The 26604-nt window shown below is 40.8% G+C and carries 28 protein-coding genes and 1 riboswitch; of the genes, 14 read left to right on the forward strand and 14 right to left on the reverse strand.

The window, feature by feature from the left end:
* Window positions 1-32: 32 nt before the first annotated feature.
* Together AC3ISE_RS17520 and AC3ISE_RS17525 are read right to left on the reverse strand one after the other, a co-directional pair.
* Window positions 33-1079 (reverse strand): tetraprenyl-beta-curcumene synthase family protein, encoded by a 1047-nt coding sequence (locus AC3ISE_RS17520; protein ID WP_489224370.1) that lies wholly within the window; start codon window positions 1077-1079, stop codon window positions 33-35.
* A 52-nt stretch (window positions 1080-1131) separates the two neighbouring features.
* Window positions 1132-1920: an alpha/beta hydrolase gene (locus AC3ISE_RS17525; protein ID WP_489221963.1), complete on the reverse strand. Its 789-nt coding sequence runs from the start codon at window positions 1918-1920 to the stop codon at window positions 1132-1134.
* Between the two features lie 93 nt (window positions 1921-2013).
* On the opposite strand from AC3ISE_RS17525, the gene AC3ISE_RS17530 reads away from it, so the two are divergent.
* The 3 genes from AC3ISE_RS17530 to AC3ISE_RS17540 all read left to right on the forward strand — a co-directional run bounded on the left by AC3ISE_RS17530 (window position 2014) and on the right by AC3ISE_RS17540 (window position 4570).
* Window positions 2014-2535, forward strand: coding sequence for a gamma carbonic anhydrase (locus AC3ISE_RS17530; RefSeq protein ID WP_489221964.1), 522 nt, complete (start codon window positions 2014-2016; stop codon window positions 2533-2535).
* Window positions 2536-2814: 279 nt separating this feature from the next.
* Window positions 2815-3369 (forward strand): phosphatase PAP2 family protein, encoded by a 555-nt coding sequence (locus AC3ISE_RS17535; RefSeq protein WP_489221965.1) that lies wholly within the window; start codon window positions 2815-2817, stop codon window positions 3367-3369.
* Between the two features lie 58 nt (window positions 3370-3427).
* A complete protein-coding gene (locus AC3ISE_RS17540) occupies window positions 3428-4570 on the forward strand; it encodes a glycosyltransferase family 4 protein (RefSeq protein ID WP_489221966.1) in 1143 nt (380 codons plus the stop codon).
* Window positions 4571-4596: 26 nt separating this feature from the next.
* Here AC3ISE_RS17540 and asnB read toward each other — a convergent pair whose 3' ends face one another.
* Together asnB and metK are read right to left on the reverse strand one after the other, a co-directional pair.
* On the reverse strand, window positions 4597-6486 hold the full coding sequence (gene asnB / locus AC3ISE_RS17545; RefSeq protein WP_489221967.1) for an asparagine synthase (glutamine-hydrolyzing): 1890 nt from the start codon (window positions 6484-6486) through the stop codon (window positions 4597-4599).
* A gap of 231 nt (window positions 6487-6717) precedes the next feature.
* Window positions 6718-7920 (reverse strand): methionine adenosyltransferase, encoded by a 1203-nt coding sequence (gene metK, locus AC3ISE_RS17550; protein WP_070876597.1) that lies wholly within the window; start codon window positions 7918-7920, stop codon window positions 6718-6720.
* 190 nt (window positions 7921-8110) lie between these two features.
* Window positions 8111-8244, reverse strand: a riboswitch (SAM riboswitch).
* Window positions 8245-8556: 312 nt separating this feature from the next.
* On the opposite strand from metK, the gene pckA reads away from it, so the two are divergent.
* The 4 genes from pckA (at window position 8557) to AC3ISE_RS17570 (ending at window position 12865) form a co-directional block, all read left to right on the forward strand.
* Window positions 8557-10146: a phosphoenolpyruvate carboxykinase (ATP) gene (gene pckA / locus AC3ISE_RS17555; protein WP_489221968.1), complete on the forward strand. Its 1590-nt coding sequence runs from the start codon at window positions 8557-8559 to the stop codon at window positions 10144-10146.
* Window positions 10147-10314: 168 nt separating this feature from the next.
* A complete protein-coding gene (locus AC3ISE_RS17560; protein ID WP_489224371.1) occupies window positions 10315-11502 on the forward strand; it encodes a dicarboxylate/amino acid:cation symporter in 1188 nt (395 codons plus the stop codon).
* 140 nt (window positions 11503-11642) lie between these two features.
* A complete protein-coding gene (locus tag AC3ISE_RS17565; protein WP_489221969.1) occupies window positions 11643-12044 on the forward strand; it encodes a CD3324 family protein in 402 nt (133 codons plus the stop codon).
* 152 nt (window positions 12045-12196) lie between these two features.
* On the forward strand, window positions 12197-12865 hold the full coding sequence (locus tag AC3ISE_RS17570; protein WP_489221970.1) for a FusB/FusC family EF-G-binding protein: 669 nt from the start codon (window positions 12197-12199) through the stop codon (window positions 12863-12865).
* A 46-nt stretch (window positions 12866-12911) separates the two neighbouring features.
* Here the strand turns inward: AC3ISE_RS17570 and AC3ISE_RS17575 are convergent, their stop codons facing one another.
* Window positions 12912-13154: a DUF2584 domain-containing protein gene (locus tag AC3ISE_RS17575; protein WP_070878780.1), complete on the reverse strand. Its 243-nt coding sequence runs from the start codon at window positions 13152-13154 to the stop codon at window positions 12912-12914.
* 64 nt (window positions 13155-13218) lie between these two features.
* Window positions 13219-14001 carry an alpha/beta hydrolase family protein gene (locus tag AC3ISE_RS17580; RefSeq protein ID WP_489221971.1) on the reverse strand — a complete coding sequence of 261 codons (783 nt, stop codon included), beginning with the start codon at window positions 13999-14001 and terminating at the stop codon, window positions 13219-13221.
* 134 nt (window positions 14002-14135) lie between these two features.
* On the opposite strand from AC3ISE_RS17580, the gene AC3ISE_RS17585 reads away from it, so the two are divergent.
* From AC3ISE_RS17585 to AC3ISE_RS17600, 4 genes are all read left to right on the forward strand, one after another.
* Window positions 14136-15122: an ABC transporter substrate-binding protein gene (locus AC3ISE_RS17585; protein WP_489221972.1), complete on the forward strand. Its 987-nt coding sequence runs from the start codon at window positions 14136-14138 to the stop codon at window positions 15120-15122.
* Between the two features lie 12 nt (window positions 15123-15134).
* A complete protein-coding gene (locus AC3ISE_RS17590; RefSeq protein WP_489221973.1) occupies window positions 15135-15908 on the forward strand; it encodes an ABC transporter ATP-binding protein in 774 nt (257 codons plus the stop codon).
* Complete coding sequence (locus AC3ISE_RS17595) at window positions 15895-16701, forward strand: ABC transporter permease (protein ID WP_489224372.1); 807 nt, start codon at window positions 15895-15897, stop codon at window positions 16699-16701. The genes AC3ISE_RS17590 and AC3ISE_RS17595 overlap by 14 nt, the downstream gene beginning before the upstream one ends.
* Before the next feature lie 200 nt (window positions 16702-16901).
* On the forward strand, window positions 16902-17870 hold the full coding sequence (locus AC3ISE_RS17600; RefSeq protein ID WP_489221974.1) for a S8 family peptidase: 969 nt from the start codon (window positions 16902-16904) through the stop codon (window positions 17868-17870).
* A 41-nt stretch (window positions 17871-17911) separates the two neighbouring features.
* On the opposite strand, the gene AC3ISE_RS17605 is transcribed toward AC3ISE_RS17600, so the two are convergent.
* The 5 genes from AC3ISE_RS17605 to AC3ISE_RS17625 all read right to left on the reverse strand — a co-directional run bounded on the left by AC3ISE_RS17605 (window position 17912) and on the right by AC3ISE_RS17625 (window position 20653).
* Window positions 17912-18463, reverse strand: coding sequence for a hypothetical protein (locus AC3ISE_RS17605; protein WP_489221975.1), 552 nt, complete (start codon window positions 18461-18463; stop codon window positions 17912-17914).
* Between the two features lie 108 nt (window positions 18464-18571).
* Complete coding sequence (gene ytkD / locus AC3ISE_RS17610; protein ID WP_489221976.1) at window positions 18572-19042, reverse strand: RNA deprotection pyrophosphohydrolase; 471 nt, start codon at window positions 19040-19042, stop codon at window positions 18572-18574.
* 66 nt (window positions 19043-19108) lie between these two features.
* Window positions 19109-19441 (reverse strand): hydrolase, encoded by a 333-nt coding sequence (locus AC3ISE_RS17615; RefSeq protein WP_309192279.1) that lies wholly within the window; start codon window positions 19439-19441, stop codon window positions 19109-19111.
* A 68-nt stretch (window positions 19442-19509) separates the two neighbouring features.
* The gene (locus tag AC3ISE_RS17620) at window positions 19510-19914 is read right to left on the reverse strand and encodes a phage holin family protein (RefSeq protein WP_489221977.1); all 405 of its coding nucleotides are present in this window, start codon (window positions 19912-19914) and stop codon (window positions 19510-19512) included.
* 298 nt (window positions 19915-20212) lie between these two features.
* Window positions 20213-20653, reverse strand: a complete 441-nt coding sequence (locus AC3ISE_RS17625) for a Dps family protein (protein ID WP_070878770.1) — start codon at window positions 20651-20653, stop codon at window positions 20213-20215.
* A gap of 109 nt (window positions 20654-20762) precedes the next feature.
* Here AC3ISE_RS17625 and ytzI point away from each other — a divergent pair, with 109 nt between their 5' ends.
* Together ytzI and AC3ISE_RS17635 are read left to right on the forward strand one after the other, a co-directional pair.
* Window positions 20763-20930, forward strand: coding sequence for a YtzI protein (ytzI, locus tag AC3ISE_RS17630; protein ID WP_309192276.1), 168 nt, complete (start codon window positions 20763-20765; stop codon window positions 20928-20930).
* Between the two features lie 271 nt (window positions 20931-21201).
* Entirely contained in the window at window positions 21202-22557 is a 1356-nt protein-coding gene (locus AC3ISE_RS17635; RefSeq protein WP_489221978.1) for a S8 family serine peptidase, read from the forward strand.
* Between the two features lie 43 nt (window positions 22558-22600).
* Here the strand turns inward: AC3ISE_RS17635 and AC3ISE_RS17640 are convergent, their stop codons facing one another.
* Both AC3ISE_RS17640 and AC3ISE_RS17645 read right to left on the reverse strand, forming a co-directional pair.
* Window positions 22601-23572 (reverse strand): TIGR03943 family putative permease subunit, encoded by a 972-nt coding sequence (locus AC3ISE_RS17640; RefSeq protein WP_489221979.1) that lies wholly within the window; start codon window positions 23570-23572, stop codon window positions 22601-22603.
* Window positions 23573-23591: 19 nt separating this feature from the next.
* Window positions 23592-24599, reverse strand: a complete 1008-nt coding sequence (locus AC3ISE_RS17645; RefSeq protein ID WP_489221980.1) for a permease — start codon at window positions 24597-24599, stop codon at window positions 23592-23594.
* 440 nt (window positions 24600-25039) lie between these two features.
* Between AC3ISE_RS17645 and folE2 the strand changes: the two genes are divergently transcribed.
* Window positions 25040-25942, forward strand: coding sequence for a GTP cyclohydrolase FolE2 (gene folE2 / locus AC3ISE_RS17650; protein ID WP_489221981.1), 903 nt, complete (start codon window positions 25040-25042; stop codon window positions 25940-25942).
* A gap of 195 nt (window positions 25943-26137) precedes the next feature.
* Here the strand turns inward: folE2 and rpsN are convergent, their stop codons facing one another.
* Window positions 26138-26407, reverse strand: coding sequence for a 30S ribosomal protein S14 (gene rpsN, locus AC3ISE_RS17655; RefSeq protein ID WP_191555810.1), 270 nt, complete (start codon window positions 26405-26407; stop codon window positions 26138-26140).
* Window positions 26408-26604 lie beyond the last annotated feature (197 nt).

A 26604-nucleotide genomic window follows, 5' to 3' on the forward strand; every position in this document is an offset into this window, starting at 1 on the left:
AGAGACCGGGAAAGAATCCCGGTCTCTTTTCCTTAAGAGCTTCTGGCAGCCATTTTCTGAATAGCCCTGTAGGCCCGTCCATTCCAATAAAAGAATGAAGACGTTTTTCCTCCAAGTTTGATTAACTGTCTGGCAAGCTTCCCGAGGTCTTTTCTTGAAGTTACTTTCTCGTCGGATAAATAAACGCCAAGCAGTCCTCTGTGAATAAGTTTATGAAAGTTTTCATGAGGAATTCCGCTGAGGTTTGATTCAGCCTGAAGGACGAAATGCTCTAGCCTCATCATCATTTCCTGCTCGGTTTCATAATAATTGCAGAAATTCAAATCTCCGCCGATCCGGTCTTCTTCCTGATCAATTAAATAGTCGAGCAGAATATGCAATCCTTGAACGTACGGAAAATAGCTTTCACGGATGCGGAAGGCTTCTTTTTCGCTGAAATCATCCCGGAATGCGTAAGAGACCAGACAAAAAATGCCTAAAGTTGATCCTGCGCATGCAGAAAATTCATACCACTGCATGTCCGGCAATCCCTGTTTGTTTTTTTCAAACCATGTTTCAAGCCTTGGAATGCGCTCATCCATGGTTACATGCTTATGTACTTGCAAATCACAGTAATAACAGGATAATTCGAGCAGATGCTCTGCAATAAGAGAGTAGTTACCGAGTCTGCTTAATATATTCTGGCAAGTGGATACGAGTGCGTGCAAGTATCCGCCGTCATTTTGATCGGTCCGGTAAGAATAGTAATTCTTCAGGGGTGCTCCTACAGTCAGTGCATCATTCATTGATTGATGAAGCATGGCAAAATCCAATGGATCAAGCGATGTACTTCGGTCGCATAAATTATCAAGATAATCACTTATCGTCTGATAAGCTACAATAAATTCAATGCATTCATGCTTGTTTGTCTCTGATAAAAGGCCAAAAATCCCTCCGCCCTCACAGTGGAAGGATTTATCATTTATACTTGCCAGCGCCTGATTTCTAAGTTCCGCATTCTGAATCTGACTTGCTTTTTCTCTCCATCCATTTAGATGGGTATGCACAATCGGAAAAATATCTTTATAAATTTTCGCCATTAGTCGCAGCGGGTGCTGCGGTATTGCCGTCAATAAGATCACCTCTTTATTATCAGCTCTCTAAATGTGCATCGACAAACGATTGAGCGTACTTAAATACTTGATCCCGCTCAGGCTCATTAAATATTTCGTGATAGAAGCCTTTCCATTCTTTAAAAGCTTTTTCTGACAAAGCAGCACGGTTGAACCATGTCTTAACAGCCGAGCTGTCAACCACTTTATCATCCCCGCCCTGCATGACTAGAAGAGGTAAATCAGGAAACTTCTTCACGTTTATATGCGCCTGCTCAATTGCCTTAATTAATTCACGATACCATCTTATGGACACCTTTGTCACATAAAGTGTATCATTCTCATCGGCGTCTCTCACTTCTTTATTTCTTGTAGCGATACTTACAGATAAGCCGGAATCAACTCTCAATGCCGGAGCAATAATGTTTAAAGGTTTAGAAATCAGCTCCATCGCTTTACTTGGCTTATATACGAGGCCAAGGCATGGTGAAGATAAAATAACACCGTTTATATGCTGGTGTTTTTCCTGCAGAGCCCGTATGACGATCAGCCCGCCCATGCTGTGACCCAGTAAAAAAAGAGGCAATCCAAGCTTCCGTGCTTCATCCACCCACACATTAAATTCGGTGATATACTCGTCAAATGACAGAATATGACCCCGTCTTCTCGTCGATGTACCTTGACCCGGGAGATCTCCCATAATGACATGATACCCGGAGCACTTCCACATTTCAACGAGCCAGCGGTAACGTCCGTGATGTTCTGCTGCACCGTGCACAATTACGATAACACCCTTAGGATTCGAGTCTTCACATTCCCATTTCCACATGATCTTGTTCACACCTTTCTTTTCAGAAAATATGTTTTAGTTTGCTATAATAACGATGTGTACATTTTACATATATAAAGGAGATTTTAATTTATGATATACCCTTATAAAGAAAGCTTTCCCCAAATTTCAAAATCGGCATTTATCGCAGACTCCGCTGTGATTACCGGTGACGTCATAATTGGTGATGAATCAAGCATTTGGTTTCATACGGTGATAAGAGGCGATGTTTCCCCTACAGTTATTGGCAGCAGGGTAAACATACAAGATCAGTGCTGCCTGCATCAAAGCCCGGATGCTCCTCTTATCATTGAAGATGAGGTAACTGTGGGCCATCAAGTCATTTTACATAGCTCGATTATTAGAAAGCAATCATTGATCGGGATGGGTTCCATTATACTCGATGGTGCAGAAATAGGCGAAGGTGCTTTCATTGGTGCTGGCAGCTTAGTCCCCCAGGGTAAGAAGATTCCGCCAAACACACTTGCGTTCGGAAGACCTGCGAAAGCAGTCCGGGAATTAAATGAGGAAGATCGAAAAGACATGGAGCGCATTCGCCGCGAGTATACTGAAAAAGGTCAATATTATAAGAAGATCCAGAATAACCAAGAATAATTCATACTCTCACTTCATATAAGTTAACACCGAGTAATGGGTGTTTTCATCTTCCTGTATTTCCGTGAAATTGCCCTTGTCTGCGATTTCACGTTTTTTTATTAGCTGCTATTTGTCATCTCCTCAAATAAATTTGTGAAAATAGCTTCAGGCTGACCTAAACGATCCTGGTGCTATTTTGTAAAAAATTTACTTGTAAATTTTACATTTCCTTATTATTTGCTAAATATTTGTGTTTTACAATGTGGTTAAACAGGGTTGAAAAGGAGCATCCGATTGATGACCAAACTAATGGAAAACATGTACGATTTCGAATGCAGATTGTTTCGCAGTGTTAACCGGCATTTTGACCGGAAATTTATGAATTGCTTTTTCCGCAATATTACACATATTGGCGGAGCGACCTTCACGATTTCCGTTTGTCTGCTGCTTATATTCATGACGGGCGGCGAAACACGCATGGCGGCCATCGCAAGTGCAGCAGCATTGCTCATTAGTCATCTGCCTGTAGCATTTGTAAAAAAACGCTATCCGCGCAAACGTCCCTATCTTGCTTTATTAGAAATAAAAGTAACGGCAAATCCGCTAGAAGATCATTCTTTTCCATCTGGACATACAACAGCTATTTTTTCAGTAATTATTCCTTTTATTTTTATCTTCCCTCAGGCAGCCATCCTGCTTTTGCCGCTCGGAATCATCATCGGTGTCTCAAGAATGTATCTGGGCTTGCATTACCCTTCTGATGTACTGGCAGGATGTTTACTCGGCACTACAGCAGGCATTACTTGTTTTCTACTTATTAATAAATATTTCGGGGCTTCTCTGATTCTCTAAGTTCCAGCTGAATTTGAAATAAACTCAGGCTACTGTAACTGATTTATGGAGGGATAAGATGAAAATTGCGATATTCACAGACACATTTGCACCGGATGTAAATGGTGTTGCGAGAACGTTAAAACGTCTTACCGATTATTTAGAAAGCAAAGGTCATGAATATAAAGTTTTTGCTCCCGAAAGCACAAAGGAATCTCTTTTTTCAAGTCATATCCACAGGTTTGCGAGTTCTTCCTTTTTTTTATACCCGGAATGCAGGCTCGCCTGGCCGAACATGCTGCAAGTCAAGTCTGAGCTCATCAGATTTAAGCCTGACATTATTCATGTAGCCACTCCTTTTAACATTGGTTTATGCGGACTGCATTATGCCAGGAAATTAAATATCCCCATTGTCGGTTCATATCATACTGATTTTGATCAGTATCTGGAATTTTACGATCTGCAGATATTCTCAAAAATTTTATGGAAATATATGCATTGGTTCCACAGGCCTTTGGAGAAAATCTTTGTGCCTTCTGAAGAAACAAAGCAGCAAGTGCTGCATCAGGGATTTGAAAATGTCCATATATGGTCCAGGGGTGTAGACTGCGAATTATTTCACCCCAACTATCTGCGGAAAGAAGTCACGCTGGAATATCAAATAAAAGAAAAATTCATCTTAACTTATGTTGGGCGGCTAGCCCCTGAAAAAGATGTTCAGACATTAATGAAGATGTCTCACCAGCTTCCTCTGCACCTAAAAAGCAAAGTGCACTTTTTAATTGTCGGGGATGGACCGTCCAAAGAAGAAATGATGAAAGATGCACCGGACAATATGACATTTGCCGGATACGAAAGCGGCGAAAAGCTCGCAAAAATCTATTCCAGCTCTGATCTATTTGTCTTTCCCTCACCTACCGAAACTTTTGGAAACGTTGTTCTTGAATCATTCGCTGCAGGGACTCCCGTTATCGGGGCAAACTCAGGCGGAGTAAAAAACATTATTCAGCAGGGAAAAACAGGGTATTTATGCAGCACAGGATCGGCATCAGAGTTCATCAGCGCCATTGAAACTCTTTTGCAAAATGATGCTTTGCGGTATCAGATGGGAATGAGCGCGCGTGCTTATGCCCTCAGTCAAACATGGGACAGTATATTTGAAGGACTCCTTAATGAGTACAGTGAAGTCCTTCATCAGCATGAGTTTATCCGTTATGCTTAAAGCCCCTTCATATGAAGAGGCTTTTCTTATGTTGCTGCAGCAAGCTTGTCTCGGTTAAAACTGTATACATTTCCTATAAAAACCTGATGCCAGATAATAAATGTTAAAATCGTCCATATCCTTCTGCTGTAATCCGCTTCCCCTTTTCTATGCTTCTCAAGAAGTTCATGTGCAAATTCCTTATTGATCAGACCATCCAATTCACTTTCTGAAATGAGGGCACTCGCCCACTCATACATCTCATATTTCAGCCAATTTCGGATTGGTACTGGGAACCCTAGCTTTCTTCTGTTAAGAACGTGTGGAGGAACTAGATCACGGACTGCCTGGCGAAGCAGATATTTGGTCTCCCCATTTTTCACTTTCCATTCATAGGGTATAGCTGCTGCTGCTTGAAATACCTCTTTATCCAGAAAGGGAACTCTTAATTCAAGAGAATGAGCCATTGTCATTTTATCTGCTTTAACTAAAATATCTCCTTTCAGCCACGTCATGAGGTCGATATACTGCATTTTTGAAACACTGTCGAGATGACGGACATTTTCAAAAAGATCTCCTGTGATTTCTGTTGGATTGACATAATGATCTCTTCCTGTTAACAGCCGTTTTTTCTCATCTGCAGAGAAAATGTTGGCATTTCCTATATAGCGTTCCTCCAGAAGGGTTGTTCCCCTTTCAATAAAGCTTTTGCCTTTTATTCCATCAGGAAAGATGGATGCAAGCTGTTTTAATGCTTGCCTGATGCTTGTTGGAAGATGCCCAAAGACAGACAGATCATAAGGTTCTTTATAAATGTTATAGCCTGCAAACAACTCGTCTGCCCCTTCACCTGATAAAACAACCTTTACATGCTTGCGCGCTTCCCGGGCAAGAAAATACAGCGGTATAGAAGCAGGATCTGCTACTGGATCATCCATATGCCAGATTATCTTGGGAAGCTCTCTCATAAACTCCGTATGATCTACATAATACGAAAAGTTTTCTACTCCAATGGCAGCTGCGGTCTCTTTTGCAACATCGATTTCACTGTAGCCCTCCTGCTTAAATCCTACAGAAAATGTTTTTAGACCTGGATGGAACTGACTTGCAATGGAAGCAATGATACTCGAATCAACACCGCCTGACAGAAAAGAGCCAACCGGAACATCGCTTCGCATATGCATTTTCACAGAATCGACTAACACAGTTTGAATGGCATCAATCATTCTGCTCCCATCACTAGCAGGGACCGGCTTCATCTTTGGTTCCCAATACTTCTCCAAAACCATTCGATCGCCAGCCTCTTTTGTCACACAATATCCTGGCGGTACTTTGTGAACCTCTTTCTGGATGGTATCAGGATCAGGGACATATTGAAAAGAAAGATAATGCTGTAAAGATACATCATTAACATGAGAGGTCTTTTTGTATTCCTTCAAGCATTTCATTTCAGAAGCAAAAAGGACAGTGGATCCATCTTCTATGTAGTATAGCGGCTTTATCCCAAAATGATCTCTTGCAGCAAAAAGGTGCTGCTCCTGCGCATCCCAGATCAGAAAGGAAAACATCCCCCTCAAATAGCGAAGAACATCCTTGCCATATAGATGATACAGCGCAACGATCACTTCTGTATCTGTTTCTGTTTTTAACCTTTCTCCTTTTCGGAATAGGAGTTCTCTAAGTTCCACATAATTATAAATTTCCCCGTTAAAAACAATCTGATAGCGGTCATCGTCTCCATATGGCATAGGCTGATGCCCGCCATCTACATCAATAATGCTAAGCCGCCTAAAAGCAAGGATGGCATGCTCATCCTCAAATATTCCGCTGTCGTCAGGTCCTCTATGCACAATTTGCCTGCTTGCTGCCTCTATATACTCCCGGTACCTTTTTGTATGTACTTTTTCAAAATCAATAACTCCTGCAAAACCGCACATGTTTTTCCCTCCATAAATACTGATTGCTTATTAAACGACAGATATTGGGATAATGTTGCAGGTTTTTACAAAATAATACAAAATAAAGTCTAAGGATGAGATTATGTATTTGAAGAGCAATGGTACAATCACTTCAATTACCTCAGCCAATCTCCTACTAATCAGAACCAACTATTACGCATAAAAAAAAGGATGAAACCCGCCGCAAAGCTGGTTTCATCCTTCATTTAATTATCGGTTTAACGCTTGCTCTTTAAGAGCTTCTGCTTTATCCGTTCTTTCCCATGGAAGGTCAAGATCGTTACGGCCAAAGTGTCCGTAAGCAGCTGTTTGTTTGTAAATTGGACGGCGAAGATTCAGCATGTTGATGATTCCTGCTGGACGAAGATCAAAGTTAGCACGAACAACGTCAACTAACACATCTTCCTTCACTTTGCCTGTTTCGAATGTATCGATTGCGATTGATACTGGCTGTGCCACACCAATTGCATAAGCAAGCTGAACTTCACATTTATCAGCAAGGCCTGCTGCTACAATGTTCTTAGCTACATAGCGTGCTGCATAAGCTGCAGAACGGTCAACTTTTGTTGGATCTTTACCGGAGAATGCGCCGCCGCCGTGACGAGCATAGCCTCCGTAAGTATCAACGATGATTTTACGGCCTGTTAAGCCTGCATCGCCCTGTGGTCCGCCGATAACGAAACGGCCAGTCGGGTTGATGAAGTATTTCGTATCTTCATCAATTAATTCTTTTGGAACAACCGGGTTAATAACATGCTCTTTTACGTTGCGCTGAATTTGCTCTAATGAAATTTCAGGGTGGTGCTGAGTTGAAATAACAATTGTATCAATGCGAACTGGCTTGTCATTTTCATCATACTCAACTGTTACTTGAGTTTTACCATCCGGACGAAGGTACGGGAGAATTTCTTCTTTGCGTACTTCCGTTAAACGGCGTGAAAGTTTGTGAGCAAGCGAGATCGGAAGCGGCATTAATTCTTTCGTTTCGTTATTGGCAAAACCGAACATTAGTCCTTGGTCACCTGCACCAATCGCTTCAATCTGCTCATCTGTCATTTTTCCTTCACGTGCTTCAAGCGCCTGGTCAACACCCATCGCGATGTCTGCTGACTGCTCATCAATTGAAGTAAGGACTGCACATGTTTCTGCATCAAAACCATATTTTGCACGAGTGTAGCCAATTTCTTTAACCGTTTCGCGAACGATTTTTGGAATGTCTACATAAGTAGAAGTTGTAATTTCACCAGCAACCAGAACAAGACCTGTTGTAACAGATGTTTCACAAGCTACACGGGCATTTGCATCTTTTTCTAGGATTGCATCTAAAATCGAGTCAGAAATCTGGTCACAAATTTTATCAGGATGACCTTCAGTTACAGACTCTGAAGTAAACAGACGACGTTGTTTAGTCATTAAAGTTTTCCTCCTCAAAAGGTTAGATGATACGGAACTCATTCCCTTTCATATTTTGACCATTCGGCAAAATATTTCAGTTGGCATGTTTTAGGAGAATCCACGAGTACATTCAGGCAAAATATATTTATTCGAAATAAAAAATCCTTTCCCGCGAGGAAAGGTTATTTACTAAAATCGTAGCCTTTCGCTCTTATCGATCAAGGGCTTTCGCCTTGCATCAGGTTAGCACCTTTGCTCGCAAAAATTCATGAATGAATTTTAAAAATAAAGCAGGTTGCTGGGTTTCATTGGGCCTGTCCCTCCACCAGCTCGGGATAAGAGAATCCGTTCAAGGACATATAATATCGTATATTTCCTCCAGGTGTCAACAAAAAATGACAAGGTTTTCGGATAAGATTTTTCTGTTCCCTTTTGGTATGTTTCCACAAAATGCCGAAATAAAAACACTTCCTATTATATATGTATCATTTTCATCGAAAACGTTCTTTAAGCAGTTCCATTTCATCAATTTGTACGTAGAATAAGTTAAATAGTATAGACTATTTATTTTAATGTGTTATACTAATTAAGAAGAGTCACTTTAAGATATAGTTAAAAATAATAATAGAAATATAGGTAAAGGATGGGTATGGGATGAATTCAATCGAAATTACAAATGAGCTTGATGTATTACTTAAAGGGGAAAATGCATTTCATAACTTATCAGTTCCTGTTCTTGTTGAAAAAGTCTTAGAACGGGGTGAAGGAACATTAACTTCGACGGGAGCTGTCCGTGCAACAACGGGTACTTACACAGGACGTTCACCTAAAGATAAATTTATTGTAAATGAAAATTCAACAAATGACAAAATTGAGTGGGGAGCTGTTAATCAGCCTTTCTCAGAAACGGCATTTGAAAAGTTGTACTTAAAAGTTCTTTCATACTTAAAAGACCGCAATGAGCTCTTTGTTTTCAAAGGCTTTGCCGGCGCTGACGCAAAATACCGCCTGCCGATCCAGGTTGTAAATGAATTCGCATGGCACAACCTGTTTGCTCAGCAATTATTTATCCAGCCAGAGAGCGTGGATGAGCTGATTCAGCATGACAATCCGTTCACAATCGTTTCTGCTCCAAACTTTAAAGCAGATCCTGCTGTGGATGGAACAAATTCTGAAACATTTATCATCATTTCATTTGAGAAAAGAACCATTCTTATCGGCGGTACTGAATATGCTGGAGAGATGAAAAAATCCATTTTCTCTGTCATGAACTACCTGCTTCCTGAAAGCGGTATCCTGCCAATGCACTGCTCTGCAAATGTTGGCCAGGAAGGCGATGTTGCCCTTTTCTTCGGTCTGTCAGGAACAGGAAAAACCACCCTTTCTGCTGATCCAAAACGCAAATTAATCGGTGATGATGAGCACGGCTGGTCAAATGCAGGTGTTTTTAATATCGAAGGAGGCTGTTATGCCAAGTGCATCAACCTCTCACGTGAAAAAGAGCCTCAAATCTTTGATGCGATAAGATTCGGGTCAGTGCTTGAAAATGTAGTCCTTGACGATGATACAAGAATTGCTGACTATGATGATACTTTCTTTACTGAAAATACAAGAGCGGCTTACCCGCTTGAAGCAATGGATAACATTGTGAAGCCTAGTATTGCCGGCCACCCTCATACAATTGTTTTTTTAACGGCTGATGCATTTGGCGTTCTGCCTCCTATCAGCAAGTTAACAAAAGAACAGGCTATGTACCATTTTTTAAGCGGATACACAAGCAAGCTTGCTGGAACTGAACGCGGCATTACATCACCTCAGGCAACATTCTCAACATGCTTTGGATCGCCTTTCCTCCCTCTTCCTGCTACTGTTTATGCAGAGATGCTCGGCCGGAAGATTGATGAGCATCAGGCTAATGTTTTCTTAGTAAACACAGGCTGGACTGGCGGAGAATACGGAACTGGACAGCGCATGAAACTGAAATATACCCGCGCCATGGTTCAATCCGCTCTTGAAGGTGAATTAGACAATGTGGAAACTGTCACAGATGAACACTTCGGACTACAAATTCCAATTCATGTGCCAGGTGTACCTGATGAAGTGCTTCAGCCGGTTAAAACTTGGAACAGCGTGGATGCTTATAATGAAAAAGCAAAAGAGCTTGCAGGCAAATTCAAACAAAACTTCAAGAAGTTCAATAATGTTTCAGCTGAGATCGAGACCCTTGGCGGACCAGCTGTATAACCCTTTCAAAAGCTATGCCATACACTCTGGCATGGCTTTTTCATTTTCTTTTCCATATATTAATAAAATAAAAATGAACATTTTTTATACCAAACCCTTCATACCTGTGCTAAAGTAATTCTATAACACATGTACACATGTATCTTTCAGGAGGACAACATCATGAAATTGAAGCTCGGACTTTTACCGCAAATCATACTGGCTATTATTCTGGGTGTCGTAATCGGCAGTATTTCACCAGAATGGCTCGTAAAAGGATTTGCAACATTTAATGGGATATTCGGCAACTTTATAGGCTTTGTCATTCCATTTATCATTATTGGATTTATTGCACCTGGCATCGGCCAGCTTGGTAAAGGTGCTGGTAAATTGCTTGGCATTACTACAGGTCTGGCCTATATCTCTACGATTTTTGCAGGACTGCTGGCGTTCGCTGCCGGTTCATCTATTCTGCCAAAATTCATTTCTGGAAATCAGCTCGTAAAAACTGATAACCCTGAGGAATTTTTATTAAAACCATACTTTGAAATTGGTATGCCGCCTGTTATGGAAGTCATGAGCGCTCTCATTTTCTCTTTCATCATTGGAATTGGACTTGCATCCATCAAAGGAAATACACTGCAAAATGCGTTTGAAGATTTTCAAAAGATCGTTGAGAAATTGATAAAAACAGCGATTATCCCGCTGCTTCCATTCCACATTTTTGGCATTTTCGCAAATATGACTTACGGCGGACAAGTTCAGTCGATTTTATCTGTTTTTGCAAAAGTTTTTGTCCTTATTATCCTGCTTCATTTAACAATGCTTCTTATTCAATACTGCACTAGCGGTTTGCTGACTAAAAATAATCCAATAAAGCTGTTAAAGATTATGTCTCCTGCCTACTTTACAGCAATGGGGACACAATCATCTGCAGCTACAATTCCCGTAACGCTTGGACAAGTTAAAAAAACCGGCGTTCAGTCTAAGATAGCAGACTTCAGTGTACCATTGCTGGCAACTGTTCACTTGTCAGGAAGTACGATTACACTGGTTTGCTGCGCTATGGGTGTTATGTTTATGAACGGTACAACTCCATCTTTTGAAATGATGATTCCATTTATCCTTATGCTTGGTGTGACAATGGTAGCCGCACCAGGAGTACCAGGAGGGGCAGTTATGGCTGCAATCGGCCTCCTTAAAACAATGCTCGGCTTTGATCCAACAATGGTTTCCCTTATGATTGCTTTATACCTCGCTCAGGACAGCCTTGGAACAGCAACAAATGTCACAGGTGACGGAGCTCTAACAATGCTCGTCAATAAATTCAGCACAAAAAAGCCCCAAAAGATTAAAGAATCACAGCTTGCTGGATAAAAAAACGTTCAGACTCCGGTCTGAACGTTTTTCTTTTTCGAGATAGATCCATATGATAAAATTGAAAAAAAAGTAAATCATTTTTAAGGGGGTGATGTTTTTGGTGAATTCAGTCCGTTTGCCAGATTCTGCAGCGTCTCATGCAAAGCCCGGCAGTAAAAAGGCGATACTTTGCATGGGGCGGACACTTATTTAAATCGCCCAAAGCGTTTGCCTTTTCTATTCCTGCGGCTTTGCACCTTATTTATACAATCACAAATAAGGAGCTGGCAGAAATGAAATATGTGAACGCAACCGCTATTTTACCTGAGGAACTGCTTGCAGAAATTCAGCAGTACATTCAGGGAGAGACCCTCTACATTCCCAAACCGGAAACAGCGCACCATAAGTGGGGCACCCGCTCCGGGGGAAGAAAGGCGCTTGATGACAGAAACCTTTCGATTAAAAACGGTTTTAAAAGAGGAAAAAAAATTCAAGAATTAGCTGAAGAATATTACCTTTCACCCGAAACAATCAAAAAGATTGTCTATACGAAATCATAGTAAACAGCACTGATTGATCCTATGGATGATCAGTGCTGTTTTGTGCAGAGTTTATTTCATAATCATTCTCATCATATTAAAAATGAAGCACTTCTTTTATTATAAAATTAAGCCTTTTATTATTAAGGCAGCATGAATGGAGTGAACATACTATGGAACCTTTTATCAGAAGCGACCAATACAATTATATAAAGGCGCAGACCCAGCTGCTTGTGAATGGATATGGAACGGTTAATGACCCGAACGTGTTAAATGCCTTAAAATCTCTTGCACAGGAAAGAACATTAATGTTATTTGACGAAATTAAACCTGAACAGATTGATTTGCTGTCACCCATTAATGCGGTCAAAGATAAGTCTGATGCGGATGTCTTTCTATTGCGTTTGAAACCATTTGTTATTCCGTTTAAACATGTAACCGAGCAAACGATAAAAAAGCTTTTTCCTAAAGCTAAGAAAATAAAGGCTCCTTCTTCATTGGAAGAACTGGATTTCACGGAAATTTCATACTTAAGCTGGCATGATAAAGGATCTGGCAAACAATATATAATAGCCCCTCAATTCAATAAACTCATCGGCCTGCAAGGCACGTTCAGCAGCATCCATCAAAAAGGCGTCTGCACGATCTGCAACAGGTTTGAAGAAGTAGGGATGTTTACTGCAGAAATTAAAGGAGCCGAACCTGGAACTTTCATTAAACGCGGAAATTATATTTGCCAGGACCCTCATACATGCAACCAAAATATCACTTCAATGACGAAGTTAAATGACTTTTTGGCCTGGATGAAAAATAGCACGCTGAAGGGCCAGATGTCTGAATAAATATACAAAAAAGCTGCCCGCAGGCAGCTTTTCTTACGTTAAAATGTTAATTTGTAGACTTCAGTGCAATCAGCTGATAAGTCAGAATGGTTTTAGAATCAGAAAGCTCAAGTTTTTTGATCAGAGCCTGACCGCTAACGTCCCCTTCTTTTGTTTTTCTGACTTCAACGGGAATCTCAAGCGGATAAATGCGATAGCCCTCTTTCTCGAGCGAAAATAGATTCTCTTCTAATCGGTTTTCTCTCCCTTTTGTCACGATCATCGTGTTCAATTCTAAAGGCATACCCATCTCCATCACTCCTTTTTCATATATCGTTATTTTAACATATTCATTCGGCTCAGGATCCCCGTTTTTATTGCTTTTTCATCCAGGAAGTCAGCTCTCTTACTACTTTCCGGTTAACGGCAGGAGGAAAGTAATGTGTATATTCTTCAAAATACATCGTATCTGCAGTTTTACCAAGTTCACCGAGTCTTTTTTCAAGCAGGTAAGCATGTTCGACTGATACATTTTGATCATGAGCACCATGAATAATAAGAATTGGAGCCCTTAATGAATCCAGATTATACAGAGGAGTTCTCCACTTATATCTTTCAGGATATTTTGAAGGTGTCCCTCCTATCACCCGCTTCATCATTCTCCGTAAATCCTCCCGCTCCTCATATGTAAGGGCCATATCAGAAACGCCGCCCCATGTAACGACTGATCGGACGTCCGGGTCTAAAATTCCTGCAAAAAGCGCCATCACTCCTCCCCTTGAAAAACCGAAGACATGTATTCGTTCCTGATTAACTTTAGGATGGTTTTTTAAAAGAGTGAGCGCATGCAGAGCATCGTATCTGTCATCTCCCGCGAAATCTTCGTTTCCTTCTCCCCCTTGATTCCCACGGTAAAATGGAGCCATCACGACAAAGCCTTCTGAAGCAAATTGCACAATTCGTCCCGCTCTGACCTTGCCAACATTTTTAATTCCGCCTCTTAAATAAAGAAAACCATCATATTTCCCTTCTTCCTCCGGTTCAGCAAGAAGTCCCTTTACCTTAAGCCCTTCGGATAAATAGGTGACGAGCTGCAGTCTGATTTTAGGATTAGGCGACGGCAGCAGCTGACGCTCGATAATTGAACCATTTTCCATTTTCTTGCACCTCGCAAAATCATTTATAGGCATTCACACATTTTTTTCGCTCTCATACATTATTCTAGGCGTTACAAAACTGGATACTCATTTTAATATTTTTTGATGGTGTCTGTCACCAAGGAGGATTTTATATGAAAAAAAGTCTCATCGGCTTTGCGGTACTCGCTCTTCTTATTTTTACACTAAGTGCGTGCAATCAAAACAAGCCGGAAAAAATCAGGTTGGCTGAGGTTACCCATTCCATTTTTTACGCACCATTGTATGCAGCAATGGCTGAAGGTTTTTTTGAAGAAGAAGGTCTTGATGTTGAGCTTACAACTACATGGGGCGGAGATAAAACAATGACAGCTCTTCTCTCAGATGGCGCGGATATTGCACTTGTCGGCTCTGAAACGTCGATTTACGTTTCTGCTCAAGGCTCTAAAGATCCCGTAATCAATTTTGCCCAGCTTACACAAACGGACGGCACCTTTCTAGTCTCAAGAGAAAAAATCGAGAATTTCAGCTGGGATCAGCTGAAAGGCAGCACGTTCCTTGGCCAGCGGAAAGGCGGAATGCCGCAGATGGTAGGAGAATTCGTCTTAAAGGAGCACGGTATTGATCCGCAAAATGATTTAAATCTGATTCAAAATATTGATTTTGCCAATATTCCGAGCGCCTTTGCTTCAGGAACCGGCGATTTTGTCCAGCTTTTTGAGCCTACAGCGAGCATTTTTGAAAAAGAAGGCACCGGCCACATTGTGGCATCATTCGGGAATGAATCAGGAAAAGTTCCTTATACAACATTTATGGCAAAAGAAAGCTTCTTAAAAGAGGATTCAGAAGCAGCAGAAAAATTCACAAAAGCCATATATAAAGCTCAGCAATGGGTGGAAGAAAACAGCGCTGAAACCATTGCAAAGGCTATTGCCCCGCAATTTAAAGATACAGACCTTGAGCTTATTACAACAGTAGTCGAACGCTATAAAGAGCAGGGATCTTTTGCGACTGATCCAATCCTTGATGAGGCAGAATGGACGAATCTTCAAAACATCATGGAAGAAGCGAACGAATTGCCTGAACGCATTGAGCACGGAACACTGGTTAATACGAAGTTCGCAGAAGACGCTGCAAAGTAAGGAGGTTTCAGCATGTCTTTCTTGACGGTCCAGCATATCCACCATATGTACTTTACAAAAGAATCAGCAACTCTTGCATTAGAGGATATTGATTTACAAGTAGAGGAAGGAGAATTCATCTCCTTTCTTGGCCCAAGCGGATGCGGCAAAACTACATTGCTGTCCATTATCGCGGGCCTGATCTCACCTACAAAAGGCAGCATTTTAATGGAAGGCAGACCGGTCAAACATGACACATCTGCCATTGGATACATGCTGCAGCAGGATTACCTTTTCCCGTGGAAAACAATTGAAGAAAACATTCTGCTCGGATTAAAAATCGGAGGCAGCATGTCAGCTGATGCGATAAAGAAAAGTCTTTCTCTGCTGAAAGATATGGGACTTGAAAACGTCGAGAAGAAATATCCGCGCCAGCTTTCAGGCGGTATGAGACAGCGTGCAGCTCTGGTCAGAACGCTCTCAACGAATCCTAAGCTTCTCATGCTTGATGAACCTTTTTCTGCGCTGGATTATCAAACAAAGCTTAAGCTCGAAGACCTCGTTTGGAGCACATTGAAGGATTTCAGGAAAACAGCCCTGCTTGTCACACATGATATCGGCGAAGCCATCGCGATGAGTGACCGCATCTTTCTTCTTTCCTCAAAACCTGGCAGAATCGCTCAAATCTTTCAAGTTCCAGAAGAATTAAAAAACATGACACCATTTACAGCGAGACAGCATCCCTCCTTTACAGACCTGTTTCAGCACATTTGGAAGGAGCTGGATCAGCTTGATGGAAAAGAATGAATTAAACAGACTGCATCAATCCTATTTAAAAGGCTTAAAAAAAGAGAAAAACTGGGTAAGATTTTATCAGCTTCTTATCTTTATCACGTTTTTCTCCCTTTGGGAAATAGCAGGAAAGAGAGAATGGATTGATCCTCTGCTGTTCAGTTATCCTTCTAAAATATGGAACTTATTTTTAGTGAAGATTGCTGACGGATCTCTTTTATCAAACTTGAGCGTCACCTTATTTGAAACCGTTCTTGGCTTTATCATCGGCACCCTGTCCGGTACTGTGCTTGCAGCTGTTCTATGGTGGTCTAAGCGGCTGTCAAATATACTTGATCCTTACTTGGTCATTTTAAATGCAATGCCTAAGGTAGCGCTAGGACCTATTTTAATTGTTGCGCTTGGACCGGGTTATTTCTCTATCATTGCAATGGGCGCCATCATCTCTATCATTATAACAACGATCGTAGTTTATACGGCATTCAGAGAAATAGATTCCAACTATCTGAAGGTGCTTCAAACATTTGGCGCATCGAAATGGCAGATGTTTAAAGAAGCCGTACTGCCCGCATCATTTCCAACCATCATATCTACCCTTAAAGTCAATGTAGGACTCTCATGGGTTGGTGTCATTGTAGGAGAATTCCTGGTATCCGCAAAAGGCTTGGGTTACATGATCATTTACGGCTTTCAGGTCTTCAACTTTACGCTTGTCCTTCTCTCGCTTATCATCATTGCCTGCTTTGCCACCATTATGTATCAGGCCGTTGAACTGCTGGAGAGAAAGCTGGTTAAGGATGATGAATAGCAAATACGGTCTATATTGGGCCGTATTTTTGTTTTGTCAGTCTGAATAGTCCCTATGCCATTTTCATTATTCCTCTCTAGTCTATTTGGCATTTGCTAGAATTGATAGAAAATGATAAAATTTAACAGAAAGTTCTGATTATTATACCTCTGTCTCTGGCCTTAACATTTGTTTCTTAAGAAATGATAGGAGGGGTTGTAATGGAAAAGTCTATTAAATTGATCCCGTACAAAGTTGACAATCATCTTGTAGAGGCTCAGCAAATCCCGGAAGGCGTGGATATGATTCAAGCCCCCGCATTATGGAGCAAAGGATTTAAAGGCAAAGATGTATTGATTGCAGTAATTGATACAGGATGTGACGCACAGCATCCGGATTTAGAAGACAGAGTAATCGGCGGCCGCAACTTTACCGATGATGATAATGGAGACCCTGACGTATTTACAGATTACAGCGGCCATGGAACTCATGTAGCCGGTACAATTGCTGCCGTAAATGCGGAATCAGGTGTGATTGGTGTTGCACCTGAAGCTAAGCTGCTAATTTTAAAAGCACTTGCGGGAGAAGAAGGATCAGGTGCCTATGAATGGATTATCAATGCCATTGAATATGCCATTTCAGAAAAGGCTGATATCATCTCAATGTCTCTCGGCGGACCATCCGATGTGCCTGAGCTTCATGAAGTGATACAAAAAGCTGTACAAAACCAAATTCTCGTTGTGTGTTCAGCAGGCAATGAAGGAGACGGGAACAGCAAAACATCGGAATTCTCGTACCCCGGCTGCTACAATGAAGTCATTTCAGTCGGAGCCATCAGCCTCCAGCGAAAATCTTCTTACTTTACCAATTCAAATAACGAAATAGACGCCGTGGCACCTGGCGAGAAAATCATTTCTACCATTCCCGGCGGAAAATATGCCGTATTCAGCGGAACATCTATGTCCGCACCGCATGTTTCAGGCGCTCTTGCAATAGTCAAGAAGCTTGCTGAGAGTGAATTCGAACGAAAGCTTTCAGAACCGGAAATCTATGCCCAGCTGATGAAACGCACGATACCGCTCGGCTTTCCTAAGAGTCTTGAAGGAAACGGCTTAATCTACTTAACGGCTCCAGACCTGCTGGCTGATTTTCTTAAAAAAGAAAATATTGCTTCATCAATTGGAGTATAAGCACATTAATAAAGGCTTTCGGGTATCCGAAAGCCTTTTTATTATTTATCATTTATCCCTTTGTAAGGAACCCCGTTCATTTTTGCAGCAGAATAAAAATTTGCGTGATCGCTGTTAAATCTTCTGTCACGAAGAAAAACAAGTTCTTCTCCATCTTTGAATAAAAACTTTACCTGCCAATTAACCGCCGCATCATCAGAATCTTCCGTGATAATTTCTTTAACATCCTTCCATTTGTAGCTTGTTTCAGCAAAGGACCAAGGCTTGCTGAACTTAATTTCATCGTAGGTCACTACTTTATAGTGATCTGTGCCAAGTCCAATTCCGATAAACCCAGTAATAGCCAGAGGCAAAGCAGCCTTCCATAGTTTTTTCTGATTTAAATACATCAAAAAACTGGCAAGAGCAAGGATTCCAATTGAGATTCCATACATATACAGCACAAGCTTAGGCGTTTGGATCGTAGCGGTATTCATCGTGTGAAATAAAATGTTATGTATGGTATACGGAACAATCAGGATGACAAAAAAACTTGAAACTGCTAATAACAAAGAAACGGCAATCCATATGTATCTGGGTTCACTGTGAGACATATTATTCATCCCCCTAATTTCATCTGCTCTACTTCATATTACTATATTTTCCATTGAGTTGTTTTATTTTGATATAAAAAAATCCCGGCATTCATTTGCCGGGATTCACTAAATATACTCCGCTGTTACTTTCATCAAGCTCTTAACCAATACTTCGTCTTTCATGATAAAACTGAATTTTCGATTTCTCCCAATATCCGGAGGCAGTGAGTCAAATAAGATAGGCCCTTTTGTCTCAAGATAGTCCGTTTGGGGGATAATCTCGCCGATTTCTGCGTAGTAAATATTCTTGACGATTGTTTTTTCTTTTCCAAGCACCTTGTATTGTCCGATATACGTTAACTTCGACACAGACGCCCCTGTTTCTTCTTTGACTTCTCTTACAGCAGCATCATCAGGACTTTCAGATTCTTCGACCTTGCCTCCCGGAAATTCATATCCCCGATCGCGATGAATCGTAAGCAGCCACTGATCTCCGTAACGGCAAATGACCCAAACATGCTTAGGATCTTTTGAGAATGGATACTCCTCAAAAGACAGATGAACTTCATTGTGATAATAATCTTTAAATCGAAACATTTTTCTATCCCTCAATTTCTATGTGTCCATAAAAATCTTATCACAATGAAAGAGTTTGTATAAGACCTATTGTTGTTCTTCAATCTTTTTTAAAATTCCCTGTGAGCGAATATGATTCTTGGCTTCTTCGTCTCCAAGCTGATAAATCATTTCATAAATTTTATAATTCGTTTGATCAATCGCATCATTCTGTCTATCATAATGATATTCTAAGTACGGAACATGGGCTCTGAAAAATCCCTGCCAGTCAGATGAATACACCTGATCAAAATACTCTCTGAGCGATGTAATTTCCTCTTCTGTCGCCTCAATCTTATAATCCCACGGAGCTTCCGTGCTCAGCTGAGATATTTCACCGTTCGCAACCGTTACATAATAAGTTTGCTTCGTATCTGACATTTCTTTAAGCACCCCTTTACTTGTCCATTGTTTATTTTTTTCCTATTCATGAACAAATTATTCGGCACTCATTTTCTAAACAATTGCTCAATAAACTCTAAAATCCTGATCAAAAATCTAGGGACAGGCAGCTTGACATGATGAGCGTTTCTCAATATGCGGAGAGCTTCGAAAACAATGTAGAAACAAATTGTTCCATCACGCAAAATATAATTCGTATTAAGCACAAGATCAATTAAATTTGCTACGGCCACTACTGAAATAATGATAACCTTTGCCCCTAGCCTTGAAGCCGAATTTTTCAGCAAATTCGCGGTATTAGTAAGAGCATCAGCCAAAATGAAAGTTAGAAATTCGATTAACATTAACGATAGCAGGATTAAAAAAATTTCATGAAGCTCGCCAATTATGAAGGTGAGTACGCTGAAATAGATGGATGTTAGCATAAGCAAGCCCAGTTCCAGACGAGACATGTTCTTGCCATCCTTTCTAAAAGAATAAATTCTATCTATTTTATGTTTTCAATCTCACCTTGCTCTAGCAGGTATCCCATCATTAAAGAAATGTGCTAATTTGCAATCACCTAAAAGACCGGATCATTTACTATGAACCAGTCTTTTAGGTGCTCAAGAAGTTCTTAGAGAGCATTCTTGAAATTGGGCATGAAAAATCTACTAGCTATGTGGATGGATCTAAAACGCACTTTTTTTCAGGAGGGAATCAATGGTTTTAGTTTTATTGAACAACGAAAAAGACTGCCCTGCGGCAGCCTTATTTCCCTAAGAATGATTTCAGCATCCAGTTATGCTTCTCCAGACTTTGGTGAATAGCAAGGAGCATGTCACCCGTTGTTTCATCGCCGACCTCATCCGCAAGGTCCATGCCTTCTTTTAGTTCATCGGCAACTTTTGAAAAGTCGTCATAGACGGTTTGCACCATTTGCTCTGCTGTTTCCTTACCTTCTGCTTCACTTACTGTTGAAAGCTCCAGGCATTCTTTCAGCGTTGCTACAGGTGCTCCTTCAAGTGCCAATAGACGTTCTGCAAGTTCATCTATATGAACGTGCGCTTCATTGTAAAGCTCTTCGAATTTTTCGTGCAGAGTAAAGAAATTCTGTCCTTTTACATACCAATGGTAATTATGTAGTTTCTCATATAAAACTGTCCAGTTTGCTACTTGTTTATTGACGGTTTGTACTAATTTTTCAGACATATTCAATCTCCTCCTTATGTACTTATAAATTACCCCTTTTAAGAAAAAATAAAACAGATTCCTGGCGGATTTCTGATACAATTAATGGTATACAGGGGGAGATCTTCACATGTTTTATATCTTTGCGATCTGCATTCTCATAATAATTATCGTGCTTCTGCTCAGTGTTCTGACTACTTCAAAAGCGTATAAATACGAGCATAAAATCGATCCTCTCCATAAGGAAGATCAAACACCTGAATCAGAGTCCAAACAAAATAACAGAGAGAACGTCTGACAAGTTCAGACGTTTTTTTATTTATTTTTAGAGCACCATGCCAAAAGAACGTTCATTTCGACAAAATTAGTTAACATGATAAAAAATAAACCTCCGTCATCGCATTCAAAAAGTCACTATGTTTTTTCAAATTCTGTAAAACGGAAAATAGTCTTATATCAATAGACTTATTCAGGCATTTTAAAAGCAAAAATCATGTCGAATAATAATCATTTTCCTGATACTTTTTATAATATAATGAAAATTAAGAAAACAAAGGGGGTTAAAAATAATGACATTAAAAAAGGGTATTTTTGCAGGCATCTTGACTACTGCTCTGTGTGCTTCTGCCGTATTTGGGGGAGCTGCGCAAACTGGACAGGCTCAGTCAGTTGAGAAGAAATACATAGTTATCTTCAAAAACGAGACTAATTTACCATCCGGGTATAAGGATTTAGTAGAAGGCGCTGGAGGAAAAATAACAGACACACTTGAACGTGTTGGAGCAGTAGAAGTTGCTTCTTCCAATTCTGAATTTTTAAAAGAAGTCAAAAAATCCTCCCAGATTGCTGAAGCCGGCGTTCAGAACAAATTATACCCTGAAACACCTGCAGTTGAAGCTGACTTCACCTTACAGGATACTGCAACAGCAAATGCAGATCTGTATGAGTCGCTTCAATGGGATATAAAGCAGGTTACAAACAATGGTGACTCATGGAAACTTCCTGGAGGTACTGGAAAAGCAGTCAATGGTGATGAAATTGTCGTAGGGGTCATTGATACAGGCATCGATTATAACCACCCCGATTTAAAAGCCAACTATGCCTACGGAAAATCTTTTGTACCTGGTTATCCAGATGCAATGGATCAAAACAGCCATGGCACACATGTAGCCGGTTCAATTGCAGCTAAAGGGAGAACAATGGGTGTCGGCCCTGATTTAAAAGTAGCTGCATACCGTGTGTTTGGACCAACAGGCGGAGCTGAGACAGCTCATATCGCTGAAGCCCTTATGACGGCTGCAGATGATAATGTAGATGTAGTGAACATGTCATTAGGCGGTTATGACTGGTTCCAGAACCCTGATTATGCTACAAAAGATATCGTTGCTGATGTTCGGCTCTTTGACCGTGCCATTAAGTATGCGATTCAAAAAGGAGTAACAGTTGTGGGCTCTGCCGGCAACAACGCAGTAGATATCAGCAGCCCAGGCAAATTGTCAGGTGATGATAACGGTGCTACTCACAGAAGCCCAAGCAGCCAGAGCATGATTCGCGTTTCAGCTGGCGGCCAGCTTAAAAACTTGGCTTTCTACTCTAACTATGGCGTTGGGAAAATTGACGTAATCGCTCCCGGCGGAGATTTAGGACCTAATTATGATCCGGCTACTGGAGCAGGCAGAGATAATACTTATTTATGTTTAGCAACCATTCCTGGAGGAGAATACGGCTATAAAGGCGGAACATCAATGGCCGCACCTAAAGCAGCTGCTCTAGCAGGGATTATCATTGCCAAGCACGGAAAAGACAAGCTCTCTCCTGCACAAGTAAAGCACATTGTTCAATCTTCATCGACCGATTTGTTTAAAAGTGGATATGACGGCGAAGCAGGACATGGATTAATCAATGCGGTAAATGCTCTAAAATAAGACTAAAACGAGCAGGAATTTAAATTCCTGCTCGTTTTTTTAATCAATATTCTTCATAAACATAAGGTTCCTTCGGCTGTTCGATTTTTTCGATTGATTGAATATCAACACTTGGAAGAACCCATTCCTGGTATTTAACGCTTTTGATGATCCCGGAGACTTTCACCCATTCATCCTGCTGATATTTTTCTCCATCGTCAATCGAAGCAAGCGTTCCATAGACAGATGCATCGGCAACACAGCACGATAATCCGAACCTTGCTACCACGAATTGATTTTCCTTAAAGTCATCTTCACGATAAACAAATCCGAGCATTTCTACTTCTTTCCCGGCAAACTTTTCTGGATTTTCATCCATAATGTTTGTCATGGCAATGTAATTCTCTTCTGTGAGAACGATTTTTTTCATCTTCTGCATTTTGGCTTCCAGCTCTTTGTAGAACTCTTCCGGAGGAGCCTGAATTTGGAATCCGTCCGGATGTTCAAGCGGAACATCGGGACTTGATTCCGGGGCTTGAGATTTTTCCTGCACCCGTTCTTCAAGCTGCTGCATATATTCATCAGGATCCTGCAAATAAAGATCGGCTAAGTCCTCATCCATTGGTGCCTCTTCCGTTTTTGCCGTTTCTTGAGACCCGCTTAAGCCCGTTTTAAAACCGCGTTTTGCTGCTATCGAACTGTCCAGTACGACATCCGGGAAAACAAAACCGGTGACTACCGGGAAAATAAACATAGCGTATATAATGATCGATTGAATCGGAGTGCTTTTACCTGAATGATCAAAACCGCAATTGCAGTATATTTCTTCTTCATTTTTACTGCCGCTTCTCCAAATCTGGACAACTCCAAGCAGCAAAAAGGTGATCACTGCAAAATAGATAAACGGCAGCATGCGGGGAGCTATAAAATTTTGAATATCTCCTGTTATGACCAGCTTAAAGATGAGCATTGTAAACCCCATTAAGATAATTCCGCGCAGGTAGAGGTGAAAACGGTAATCTCTTTGCTTTTCCATTTCTTAAGGACTCCTTCTTTTATAAAATAAACTGCTGATAAACTATGACCGATACATAAACGGCTGCCGTTACGATTCCAATAAATGCTGCCACGAATTTTACTCTGAAAAAAGCAAACAGCATTATCGTATTCTTTAAATCTATCATAGGGCCATAAACCATAAATGCCAGCAGTGAGCCAGCAGTGAACGTTCCTCCGAATGAAGCAGCAACAAACGCATCGGCTTCTGAACAAAGCGAGAGAATATAGGCGAATGCCATCATAATTGCCGGTGACAAAAAGTCACTGGAGCCTAGTTCAGCTAATAGAGATCTGTCTAAGAAGGTTTGAAACACACTGGCGATAAATGCACCCAGAATCAAATATTTCCCCATTTCGAAAAATTCATCACTTGCATGAAAGAGTGTTTCCTTAAATTTATTCACACCTTTGACAGGCTCTTCCCCCACACTTCTTCCTGCTAATTCTTCTCTTGTCCACTTCAGCTGATCGCGGTTTTTAAATAACAAATACACAGCGAATCCAACCAGTATGGAAACGACGAACGCCAGTCCCATCCTTCCATATACAATTTCTTTTGATGACTGAAATGCATAGTATGTAGACGCAAAGACGACCGGATTTAATATTGGCGCGGCAACTAAAAAGACAATTCCTACATGCAGCGGCATACCCTTTTTAATTAAACGTCTGACAATCGGGACAATTGCACACTCGCAAACTGGAAAAACAATGCCGAGCAGGGCTGCCGGAAATAGAGCAATAATTGCGTTCTTCGGCAAAAACCGCTGAATCATTTCCTCAGATACAAACGATTGAATAAGTGCCGAAACGAAAACGCCAAGCAAAATAAACGGGATGGCCTCAAGCACAATACTTAAGAAAATGGTATTTAAGTTGAGAAATGCTTTCGGGGCGTCAATTTGAAAATCCCCGAAATCTATGAAAATAAAAAGATAAATAAACAATCCTATTAAGGCAAGAGCAAACGACTCTTTCACAATAGAAGAGGCTGGTTTTTTCATCTTAAAACTCCAATCCTATTTTTTCTTCTAGCAATATATCATATTGATGGCCGTCATAAATTATGCAATGCGAGGTCAAATTCATTCTTTTCGAATGGCTCTTTCGTAAATGTTGTTGCTTTTAGACTAAATGTTAAAAACATTAGTGGATTGCAGCGGAAGGAACTTGACTCCTGCGGGAGATAGAGCAAAATGGGAGACCCCACAGGCAAAGTCGAGGAGGCTCCCATGCTCCCCGCGGAAAGCAAGTTCCTGCAGCGGAAAGGAACGAACAACATTTTTAATAAAAAACAACAATCTATGAGAAAACAGCCTTTCGAATTAAAAAAATCGTCCAAAAAACCTGAGTTTATCCTCCTTTGTAAAGCATTTTTAATTGCCGTTATCTATATTTGTACAGTATACTCTCTATTATTGAGGCACTTGAGAGGAGATCATCCATGATTAGAGAGATTACATTACCGCCGAAAAAAGAGAGACATAGACTTTTCGGCTCTGTTGAACCAGGTTTAAAAACAAAACCAACCGAAAAAGACAAAATGCCTGATCTGCAAAATTCTAAAAAAGATTTTCTTTTTCATATAAATGCAGTTGGAATCAGCAACGTGAAATACCCTGTGCATATCCTATCTTCATTAAGTCCAATGGAGCAGATGACTGTTGCTTCTTTTAAAATGACATCATCCATTTCTTATGAAGCGAAAGGCACAAACATGAGCCGCTTTACAGAACAGCTTGAAAAGTACCGCTTAAATGGAGGATTCACACTTTCATTAAACGAGCTTTATGATTTTACTAAAGAGCTTGCAGAGCGTCTTAAACAAAAGGATGCCGAAATTGAAGTCACCTTCCCATGGTTCTATGAGAGAAAAGGACCAAGCTCTGAGCTTGCAGGCTTAAACCATGCAACGGCAGGCTTAAAAATTAAGTATGAAGAAGATAAAGGGTTCACTTCCAGTGCAAAGCTTACGTGTGCAGTCACAACTCTTTGTCCGTGCTCAAAAGAAATCAGTGAATACAGCGCGCATAATCAGCGGGGATTTATCACAATGGATGTTGAATTTACAGAAGACTTCCGTGAGGAGCAGGACTGGAAAGAAGCACTGCTTGCTGCGGCAGAAACAAACGCAAGTGCCATGATTCACCCCGTCCTAAAGCGTCCTGATGAAAAAATGGTAACCGAAACAGCCTATGAAAATCCGCGTTTTGTCGAAGATATGGTGCGGTTAGTCGCAGCAGACCTTTACGAGCTGGATTTTGTGGCAGCTTTTCATGTCGAATGCCGAAATGAAGAATCCATTCATCTTCATGATGCTGTTGCAGAACTTTCGTACCGAAAATAAGAAAAGCGCAACCGCCCGTTTAGCGCAGGCATGACAGATAAGAAATCACCCGAAAAGTCCCGGTCCCGCCTTTTTGGGTGATTTTGTTCTGGCCGAGGAGCCTGAGCGGTGGAGCTAGACAGAGAAGCGCAAAACATATAATTTCTGATACTTTAAAAAAAGCGGGGGACGCCAACATCCCCCGCTTTTTCATCTCTACCAGCTTGCTTTCTTCACTCCTGGCAGCTGTCCTTTGTGGGCATATTCTCTAAATGCAATTCTTGAAAGGTTAAACTTCCGCATGTATCCTCTTGGTCTTCCGGTGATTGCACAGCGATTCTTCAAGCGTGCCGGCGAGGAATCACGCGGCAGGTTTCTTAAGGCCTCTAAATCTCCTTCCGCTTTCAGATGAAGTCTTAGTTCTCTATATTTTTCAACCATTTCCTGACGTTTTAATTCTTTCATAACTTTTGCTTTCCTTGCCAATTTCCTCTTCCTTTCACTAAACGAATTAAATCGTAATTATTACTATTTGTATATTAAACCATCTTTCCTCAAAAAACAAATTTTCTGGTTTTGTTTTCTTCATTTGGTGATATATATAATGGGATACATTTTCGGCCTGTGAAAATTCAGAAAATATTTGCATGAATGATCGTTAGCAAGTATACTTTAGTTGAGAA

The sequence above is a fragment of the Metabacillus sp. KH_069 genome, from assembly GCF_057838075.1.

Coding starts and splice junctions, on each gene's coding strand:
- AC3ISE_RS17580 (WP_489221971.1), bottom strand. CDS start 14,001: ATGGAAAATGGTTCAATTATCGAGCGTCAGCTGCTGCCGTCGCCTAAT.
- AC3ISE_RS17645 (WP_489221980.1), bottom strand. CDS start 24,599: ATGAAAAAACCAGCCTCTTCTATTGTGAAAGAGTCGTTTGCTCTTGCC.
- AC3ISE_RS17520 (WP_489224370.1), bottom strand. CDS start 1,079: ATGGCGAAAATTTATAAAGATATTTTTCCGATTGTGCATACCCATCTA.
- AC3ISE_RS17530 (WP_489221964.1), top strand. CDS start 2,014: ATGATATACCCTTATAAAGAAAGCTTTCCCCAAATTTCAAAATCGGCA.
- AC3ISE_RS17625 (WP_070878770.1), bottom strand. CDS start 20,653: ATGTCTGAAAAATTAGTACAAACCGTCAATAAACAAGTAGCAAACTGG.
- AC3ISE_RS17575 (WP_070878780.1), bottom strand. CDS start 13,154: ATGGGTATGCCTTTAGAATTGAACACGATGATCGTGACAAAAGGGAGA.
- AC3ISE_RS17535 (WP_489221965.1), top strand. CDS start 2,815: ATGACCAAACTAATGGAAAACATGTACGATTTCGAATGCAGATTGTTT.
- AC3ISE_RS17600 (WP_489221974.1), top strand. CDS start 16,902: ATGGAAAAGTCTATTAAATTGATCCCGTACAAAGTTGACAATCATCTT.
- AC3ISE_RS17565 (WP_489221969.1), top strand. CDS start 11,643: ATGCAAAGCCCGGCAGTAAAAAGGCGATACTTTGCATGGGGCGGACAC.
- AC3ISE_RS17590 (WP_489221973.1), top strand. CDS start 15,135: ATGTCTTTCTTGACGGTCCAGCATATCCACCATATGTACTTTACAAAA.
- asnB (WP_489221967.1), bottom strand. CDS start 6,486: ATGTGCGGTTTTGCAGGAGTTATTGATTTTGAAAAAGTACATACAAAA.
- ytzI (WP_309192276.1), top strand. CDS start 20,763: ATGTTTTATATCTTTGCGATCTGCATTCTCATAATAATTATCGTGCTT.
- AC3ISE_RS17615 (WP_309192279.1), bottom strand. CDS start 19,441: ATGTCAGATACGAAGCAAACTTATTATGTAACGGTTGCGAACGGTGAA.
- AC3ISE_RS17620 (WP_489221977.1), bottom strand. CDS start 19,914: ATGTCTCGTCTGGAACTGGGCTTGCTTATGCTAACATCCATCTATTTC.
- folE2 (WP_489221981.1), top strand. CDS start 25,040: ATGATTAGAGAGATTACATTACCGCCGAAAAAAGAGAGACATAGACTT.
- AC3ISE_RS17540 (WP_489221966.1), top strand. CDS start 3,428: ATGAAAATTGCGATATTCACAGACACATTTGCACCGGATGTAAATGGT.
- AC3ISE_RS17605 (WP_489221975.1), bottom strand. CDS start 18,463: ATGTCTCACAGTGAACCCAGATACATATGGATTGCCGTTTCTTTGTTA.
- AC3ISE_RS17640 (WP_489221979.1), bottom strand. CDS start 23,572: ATGGAAAAGCAAAGAGATTACCGTTTTCACCTCTACCTGCGCGGAATT.
- AC3ISE_RS17635 (WP_489221978.1), top strand. CDS start 21,202: ATGACATTAAAAAAGGGTATTTTTGCAGGCATCTTGACTACTGCTCTG.
- AC3ISE_RS17595 (WP_489224372.1), top strand. CDS start 15,895: ATGGAAAAGAATGAATTAAACAGACTGCATCAATCCTATTTAAAAGGC.
- metK (WP_070876597.1), bottom strand. CDS start 7,920: ATGACTAAACAACGTCGTCTGTTTACTTCAGAGTCTGTAACTGAAGGT.
- pckA (WP_489221968.1), top strand. CDS start 8,557: ATGAATTCAATCGAAATTACAAATGAGCTTGATGTATTACTTAAAGGG.
- AC3ISE_RS17585 (WP_489221972.1), top strand. CDS start 14,136: ATGAAAAAAAGTCTCATCGGCTTTGCGGTACTCGCTCTTCTTATTTTT.
- ytkD (WP_489221976.1), bottom strand. CDS start 19,042: ATGTTTCGATTTAAAGATTATTATCACAATGAAGTTCATCTGTCTTTT.
- AC3ISE_RS17525 (WP_489221963.1), bottom strand. CDS start 1,920: ATGTGGAAATGGGAATGTGAAGACTCGAATCCTAAGGGTGTTATCGTA.
- AC3ISE_RS17570 (WP_489221970.1), top strand. CDS start 12,197: ATGGAACCTTTTATCAGAAGCGACCAATACAATTATATAAAGGCGCAG.